The sequence below is a fragment of the Streptomyces thermovulgaris genome (assembly GCF_002155915.1).
GTDB lineage: Bacteria > Actinomycetota > Actinomycetes > Streptomycetales > Streptomycetaceae > Streptomyces > Streptomyces thermovulgaris.
This window is the reverse complement of sequence record NZ_MUME01000241.1, coordinates 1-6,375: the sequence shown is the minus strand read 5'-3', so window position 1 is coordinate 6,375 and position 6,375 is coordinate 1. Positions and strand designations below refer to the sequence as shown.

The window sequence follows — 6,375 nt, the reverse complement described above, 5'->3', positions numbered from 1 at the left end:
GCGGCCCGGTGCACGACCGTCCGGAGGTCCGCGCCCTCGTCGAGCAGACGGGCGGCGACATGGGCACCGTCGACGTCGTGACCGCCGTGGCCGGCCTGCATGTGCCACAGCTCATGGCCGAGGATCACCAGCTGGTGGTCGGGGGCGGTGCGCTCCTCGACCAGGATCAGGTCCTGGTCGTGCATGTCGAGCCACAGCCCGCTGGCGGTCCCGGGCGGGAAGGCGGCCGTGCGGAAGCGGACGGGCCGGCCGCGGCGCCTGCTCATCGCGTCGCACAGCGCGGTGCACAGATCGGCGGGCCGGGCCGGAGCGGGCAGCGTCAGCTCGTCGAGCAGCTCGGCGCACAGCCGGCGCATGTTCCTGCCGATGCCCATGCCTCTCCCCAGCATCACGACTCGGGCCGCTTGACGCTCTCCAGAAGCATGTCCAGCCACTCGGCGACCTTGTGCCGGTGCTGGTCGGTGGGCAGCTGCGCGGCCCGCCACGCGATTCCGCGCACGCCGTGGTTCTGCAGCAGCCGCTCCAGCGGGTCGTCGGGCTCCGCCGTCTCCCGCTCGCGGTCGGCGAGCCGCTGGAGCAGTTCCTGCTCGATGCGCTGCAGAGCACCCGCCAGTGCCTCGGGATCCTCGGCCGTGAGGAACCCGGCGTGCACCCGGAAGAAGCGCTGAATGGCGTCGCAGTGCTCCATCGTCGGGCGCCGGTCGCCGTTGATCAGCGCGCCCGCCTGCTGCCGCGACATGCCCGCGCCGTCGGCGATCTCCTGCTGGGTGTAGCGGCGTCCGTTGGGCTTGAGCCGGGTGCGGCGCAGCAGGTCCAGCCGCTGCAGGAACCGGGCCTGCACATCCGGCTCCCCCGCGGGCTGACCGCTCAGCAGCGCCTTGATCACGGGCTCCGGCACCCCGCAGGACACGGAGAGGCGGCCGACGTCGAAGACCTCCTCCCGGGGGACACCGAGCCGGTCGGCGAGTGCGGTGACACGTGCGACGACGGCCGACAGCACGGCCGGCGCCGTGGCGTCCGGACCCTCGATGCCATCCGTCACCGACAGATCTCCTACGTCTCTCACGGGCTTCTCACGGCCTTCCCACAAAGACCTCACGCAAAGACCTCAAGACGGTATGCCGTGAACTTCCCGGAGGGTAGCGGGTAGTTCGAACTCACATCCAGGTCTCGCCACAACTGTGGCCAATTTCGGCCGTCAAGCGGCATGAAATGCCACGATAGTTGACATGACCGCGGGTGAACACCAGGATCAAGGCGCCGCGTGAAGGCCGCAGAGGCATAAGGGGTGACCTCCCGATGGCACATCAGGCAGGAGGGCAGCGGTCGGCGCCGCGGCCCGTCCCCGTCCGTCCCGAGGCGCAGGACTACCTGCGGGACTACGCCCGGTTCCTGGAGGCCGTCTCCTTTCCTTCTCTCGTCGTCGACCATCGCTGGGACGTGGTGCTGACCAACAGCGCCTTCACCTCGCTCTTCCGCGGCATCGGCCCGCACCCGACGGCCATGCCGGACGACAACTTCCTCCGCTTCGTCCTCTTCCACCCGGACGCGTGCACGGTCCTCGGCGAGCACGAGTCGCGCTGGTGCCTGCCGATGCTGGCCCACTTCGCCGCGGCCGTGGAACAGCACGGCCAGGACCGCGAACTGCAGGCCATCCGCCGGGACATCGCCGAGGACCCCATCATGGAGGCCGCCTACCGCCAGGGGCTGCCGCACTGGATCCGCGCGGTCGGCGAGACCGCCATGGAGTCCGACGGCGCGGTCCGTCCCCTGCTGCACCCCGATCCGCGCTGGGGCGCCACCGAGTGCCGCATCATCGAGGAGACCCCGGCCACCCTGCGCGACCTCGGCTACACCCGCCTCACCCTGGTCCTGCGCGAGACCCGCCGCCCCCGTCGCACCGCCGCGGTCCCGCGCAGACGCCGCCCCCGGCGCGGCTCCGGCCATCTCACCGTGGTCCCCACCCCGGAGCCCTGACCTTCACCGGTCGTCATTGCGCAAGCGGTTTGCATTCCTTGCGCTATTCTTGCGCTCATGGCGCGGCGACTTGCGGAAGTGGCGAAGAAGGTCGGGGTCAGCGAGGCCACGGTCAGCCGGGTGCTCAACGGCAGACCCGGGGTCTCCGAGACCACCCGGCAGGCGGTGCTCTCCGCACTGGACGTTCTCGGCTACGAGCGCCCCACCCAGCTGCGCGGCGAGCGCGCCCGGCTGGTCGGGCTGGTGCTGCCCGAGCTGCAGAACCCGATCTTCCCGGCCTTCGCGGAGGTCATCGGCGGGGCCCTGGCCCAGCTGGGTCTCACCCCCGTGCTGTGCACCCAGACCAAGGGCGGGGTGTCCGAGGCCGACTACGTCAAGCTGCTGCTGCAGCAGCAGGTCTCCGGAGTCGTCTTCGCCGGCGGGCTGTACGCGCAGGCGGACGCCCCGCACGACCACTACCGGCTGCTGGCCGACCGCAACATCCCGGTGGTGCTGATCAACGCGGGCGTGGAGGACCTCGGTTTCCCGAGCGTGTCCTGCGACGACGCGGTCGCGGTGGAGCAGGCCTGGCGGCATCTGGCCTCCCTCGGGCACGAGCGGATCGGCCTCGTCCTCGGCCCGGACGACCATGTGCCCTCCGCGCGCAAGCTGGCCGCCGCGCGTGCCATCGCCGGCCGGCTGCCGGAGGAGTTCGTCGCACGCGCCATCTTCTCCATCGAGGGCGGCCACGCGGCCGGCGCCCAGCTCATCGACCGGGGAGTCACCGGCTTCATCTGCGCCAGCGACCCGCTCGCCCTCGGCGTCGTCCGGGCCGCCCGCCGCCGCGGACTCGGCGTCCCCTCGCACATCTCGGTCGTGGGCTACGACGACTCCGCGCTGATGAACTGCACCGAACCGCCGCTGACCACCGTGCGGCAGCCCATCGAGTCGATGGGCAAGGCCGCGGTGGAGCTGCTCAGCGCCCGGATCAGCGGAAGCGCCGTACCGGCCGACGAGCTGCTGTTCGAGCCGGAGCTGGTGGTGCGCGGATCGACCGCGCAAGCTCCCCGCCCCGAGATGCTCTGAAGATTCGACCTGCTGTCAAAAAATTTCAATCTCTGCGCGATATCTTGCGCAGAGCCGTCGTCGGTGCTTGAGTGTGCGGCGCTCACCGCTCCTGTCCCTGCCCAAAGGGGGCCACCGATGAGAAGCACCGGGTTCCGCCATGCCGTCACCGCGATCGGCGTCTGCTCCCTGCTGTTAACCCTGACGTCCTGCGGCTCGGGCGACGACACCTCCGCCGACGGCAGGACCCGTATCACGGTCAACTGCCGGCCGCCCCAGAGCGCCAAGGTCGACCGGAAGTTCTTCGACGAGGACGTCGCCGCCTTCGAGAAGCAGAACCCCGACATCGACGTCGTCGCGCACGACGCCTTCCCCTGCCAGGACCCCAAGACGTTCGACGCCAAGCTCGCCGGCGGCCAGATGGAGGACGTCTTCTACACCTACTTCACCGACGTCAAGCACGTCGTCGACACCGGCCAGGCGGCCGACATCACCCCTTACGTCAAGGAGCTGAAGAGCTACCGCACCATCCAGAAGCAGCTGCGCGACATCTACACCGTCGACGGCAGGATCTACGGCATCCCGCGCACCAGCTACTCGATGGGCCTGATCTACAACAAGAAGCTCTTCGCCAAGGCCGGACTCGACCCCGACAAGCCGCCCCGGACCTGGGCGGAGGTCCGGACCGCCGCCAAGAGGATCGCCGCACTGGGAGACGGCGTCGTCGGCTACGCCGACTACAGCGCCCAGAACCAGGGCGGCTGGCACTTCACCGCCGAGCTGTACTCCCAGGGCGGCGACGTCGTCAGCCCCGACGGCAAGAAGGCCACCATCGACACCCCCGAGGGCCGCGCCGTCCTGCAGAACCTGCACGACATGCGCTGGACCGACAACTCCATGGGCAGCAAGCAGCTGCTGGTCATCAACGACGTGCAGCAGATGATGGGCTCGGGCAGGCTCGGCATGTACCTCGCCGCCCCCGACAACATCCCGATCCTGGTCAAGGAGAAGGGCGGCAACTACAAGGACCTCGCCCTGGCCCCCATGCCCGGCGGCAAGGCCACCCTCGTCGGCGGCGACGGCTACATGTTCCACAAGAGGAACACCCCCGCCCAGATCCGCGCCGGCCTGAAGTGGCTCGACCACATGTTCCTCACCCCCGGCAAGGGCTTCCTCGGCAACTACGCCCGCGCCAAGGCGCACGACGCCCCCGTCGGCCTGCCCGAACCGCGCCTGTTCACCGGCGCCGCCGACGCCGAGGACCAGCGGGCCAAGAAGGCCAACGCCAACGTTCCCGTGGAGAACTACCAGGCCTTCCTCGACGGCAACCGGACCCTCCGGATGAAGATCGAGCCGCCCCACGCCCAGCAGATCTACTCCGTGCTCGACGGCGTCGTCTCCGCCGTCCTCACCAAGAAGGACGCCGACATCGACCGGCTCCTCAAGGACGCCTCCGGCAAGATCGACGGCATTCTGGCCCGGGGCTGACCGATGACGACGAAAACGGCCGAGCGGCGGCCCGCCCCGGCGGCCGCCGCCCATCCGGTGCAGGCACCGCCCCCGTCAGGGGAGCGCAGACGGCGCCGCCTCGCCGAACAGGCCCACGCCTACGCCTTCCTCCTGGGCGGCCTGGTCTGCTTCGCCCTGTTCTCCTGGTACCCGGCGATCCGCGCGGTCGTGATCGCCTTCCAGAAGTACACCCCCGGCCGGACACCCCAGTGGGTCGGCACCGCCAACTTCACCCGCGTCCTGCACGACCCCGAGTTCGGCGCCGCCTGGCGCAACACCCTCGTCTTCACCCTGCTCGCCCTGCTGATCGGCTTCGCGATCCCGTTCGTCCTGGCCCTCGTCCTCAACGAACTCCGCCACGCCAAGGCCTTCTTCCGGGTCGTCGTCTACCTGCCCGTGATGATCCCGCCCGTGGTCAGCGCCCTGCTGTGGAAGTGGTTCTACGACCCCGGAGCCGGCCTGGCCAACGAGGTCCTGCGCGCCCTGCACCTGCCCACCTCGAACTGGACCAACGGCGCCGACACCGCCCTGGTCTCCCTGGTCGTCGTCGCCACCTGGGCCAACATGGGCGGCACCGTGCTGATCTACCTGGCCGCCCTGCAGTCCGTCCCCGGCGAGCTGTACGAGGCCGCCGAACTCGACGGCGCGAACCTGCTGCAACGCATCCGGCACGTGACCGTCCCGCAGACCCGGTTCGTGATCCTGATGCTGATGCTCCTTCAGATCATCGCGACCATGCAGGTGTTCACCGAACCCTTCGTCATCACCGGCGGCGGCCCGGAGAACGCCACGGTCACCGTGCTCTATCTCATCTACAAGTACGCCTTCCTCTACAACGACTTCGGCGGCGCCTGCGCGCTCAGCGTCATGCTGCTCGCCCTGCTCGGACTCTTCTCGGCCGCCTATCTGCGGCTGACCCGCTCCGCTTCCGGTGAGGAGGCCGCATGAGCACCCGTACCCTCGTCTCCTCGGCCGCCCTGGCCCGCCCGCGCGGCAAGGCCGTCTACTGGACCGTCTTCACCACGGTCGTCCTGCTCTTCCTTCTCGCCTTCCTCTTCCCCGTCTACTGGATGGTGACCGGCGCGATGAAGTCGCCCGACGAGGTGGCCCGGACACCGCCCACGCTCCTTCCGGAGCAGTGGCACCTCGGCGCCTACGCCGACGCCTGGGAGCTGATGCGGCTTCCGCAGCACCTGGGGAACACGGTCGTCCAGGCCGCCGGAGCATGGGCGTTCCAGCTGGTGTTCTGCACGGCCGCCGCCTACGCCCTGTCCAGGCTGAGACCGGTCTTCGGCAAGGTGATCCTCGGCGGCATCCTCGCCACCCTGATGGTCCCGGCGCAGGCCCTGGTCGTACCGAAGTACCTGACCGTCGCCGACCTGCCGCTGATCCATGTCAGCCTGCTCAACGACCCCCTCGCCGTCTGGCTGCCGGCCGTCGCCAACGCCTTCAACCTCTATCTGCTCAAGCGGTTCTTCGACCAGTTGCCCAGGGACGTGCTGGAGGCCGCGCAGATCGACGGCGCCGGCAAGCTGCGCATCCTGACGTCGATCGTGCTGCCGATGTCACGGCCGGTGCTCGGCGTGGTGTCGATCTTCGCGCTGGTCGGCGTCTGGCAGGACTTCCTGTGGCCGCTGATGGTGTTCCCCGACACCGCCAAACAGCCCATCAGCGTGGCCCTCGTCCAGCTGTCGCAGAACATCCAGCTGACCGTGCTCATCGCCGCCATGGTGATCGCCAGCATTCCGATGGTCGTGCTCTTCCTCGTCTTCCAGCGGCACATCATCGCCGGGATCAGCGCGGGCGGCATCAAGGGCTGACACCACCCACCCCCCTTCCCCGCCC

7 protein-coding genes are annotated in these 6,375 nt (G+C 69.5%); 5 read left to right on the top strand and 2 right to left on the bottom strand.

Going from position 1 to position 6,375, the window contains the following annotated elements:
- Both CCN35_RS18965 and CCN35_RS18960 read right to left on the bottom strand, forming a co-directional pair.
- Positions 1-356: toxin-antitoxin system, toxin component (locus tag CCN35_RS18965; RefSeq protein WP_086793654.1), on the bottom strand; the 356-nt coding region annotated here is incomplete at its 3' end.
- 32 nt (positions 357-388) lie between these two features.
- On the bottom strand, positions 389-1,042 hold the full coding sequence (locus CCN35_RS18960; protein WP_086793650.1) for a helix-turn-helix domain-containing protein: 654 nt from the start codon (positions 1,040-1,042) through the stop codon (positions 389-391).
- Between the two features lie 257 nt (positions 1,043-1,299).
- On the opposite strand from CCN35_RS18960, the gene CCN35_RS18955 reads away from it, so the two are divergent.
- The 5 genes from CCN35_RS18955 to CCN35_RS18935 all read left to right on the top strand — a co-directional run bounded on the left by CCN35_RS18955 (position 1,300) and on the right by CCN35_RS18935 (position 6,350).
- Positions 1,300-1,977, top strand: a complete 678-nt coding sequence (locus CCN35_RS18955; protein WP_067396999.1) for an MmyB family transcriptional regulator — start codon at positions 1,300-1,302, stop codon at positions 1,975-1,977.
- A 57-nt stretch (positions 1,978-2,034) separates the two neighbouring features.
- Positions 2,035-3,042, top strand: a complete 1,008-nt coding sequence (locus CCN35_RS18950; protein WP_211285551.1) for a LacI family DNA-binding transcriptional regulator — start codon at positions 2,035-2,037, stop codon at positions 3,040-3,042.
- A 117-nt stretch (positions 3,043-3,159) separates the two neighbouring features.
- Positions 3,160-4,509 (top strand): ABC transporter substrate-binding protein, encoded by a 1,350-nt coding sequence (locus CCN35_RS18945; RefSeq protein ID WP_067396994.1) that lies wholly within the window; start codon positions 3,160-3,162, stop codon positions 4,507-4,509.
- A gap of 3 nt (positions 4,510-4,512) precedes the next feature.
- On the top strand, positions 4,513-5,478 hold the full coding sequence (locus tag CCN35_RS18940; RefSeq protein WP_086793646.1) for a carbohydrate ABC transporter permease: 966 nt from the start codon (positions 4,513-4,515) through the stop codon (positions 5,476-5,478).
- Positions 5,475-6,350: a carbohydrate ABC transporter permease gene (locus CCN35_RS18935; RefSeq protein WP_086793645.1), complete on the top strand. Its 876-nt coding sequence runs from the start codon at positions 5,475-5,477 to the stop codon at positions 6,348-6,350. The genes CCN35_RS18940 and CCN35_RS18935 overlap by 4 nt, the downstream gene beginning before the upstream one ends.
- The last annotated feature ends 25 nt before the right edge of the window (positions 6,351-6,375 follow it).